This is a genomic window from Corallococcus sp. AB049A, assembly GCF_003668885.1.
In the GTDB taxonomy this organism is placed as follows: domain Bacteria; phylum Myxococcota; class Myxococcia; order Myxococcales; family Myxococcaceae; genus Corallococcus; species Corallococcus interemptor.
Genome location: NZ_RAWL01001314.1, coordinates 1 through 410, shown reverse-complemented (window position 1 = coordinate 410; position 410 = coordinate 1). Strand labels below are relative to the sequence as shown.

Sequence of the window (410 nt, the reverse complement as noted above, 5' to 3'; positions counted from 1 at the left end):
TGTCAACCCCTTCCTCACGGACAGGCGTCCGAAGTCCTGCCACACGCTATGTCTCCGGAAGCAAGGACATATTAGAAACTGCCGGTGGGCCAGAAGAAGAGCGGTCCTCGTCTGGGCATATCCTCTTCCGTTTCATGCCTGCTGGCGGCAAAAGCTGGAAGCGTCGGTTCTTGCGCTCAGGACCCAACACCTTCCATGGAAGTGTTCTTCACGGCAACTTGGTCCGGCTCCTGATTCTGTTCCACTTCCCCATCACTATATTTTCCAGCTATCAGATGACCTCGGGTCGCCATAATGCATCTATCACATCTATTGCCCTTGCCGCACTCTCCTTTGCTATCATTTCGCTCATTATACCCGCCCTTCTTGTGGCCCGGCTGGCTTACACATCGACCAACAAGCTCTACGAC

The 410-nt window shown here is 53.9% G+C and carries 1 protein-coding gene; it reads left to right on the top strand.

What is annotated here, in order from left to right; all coding sequences use genetic code 11:
• Positions 1 to 170: 170 nt before the first annotated feature.
• A partial coding sequence (locus tag D7X55_RS45235) for a hypothetical protein (RefSeq protein WP_233610483.1) occupies positions 171 to 410 on the top strand: 240 nt, incomplete at its 3' end.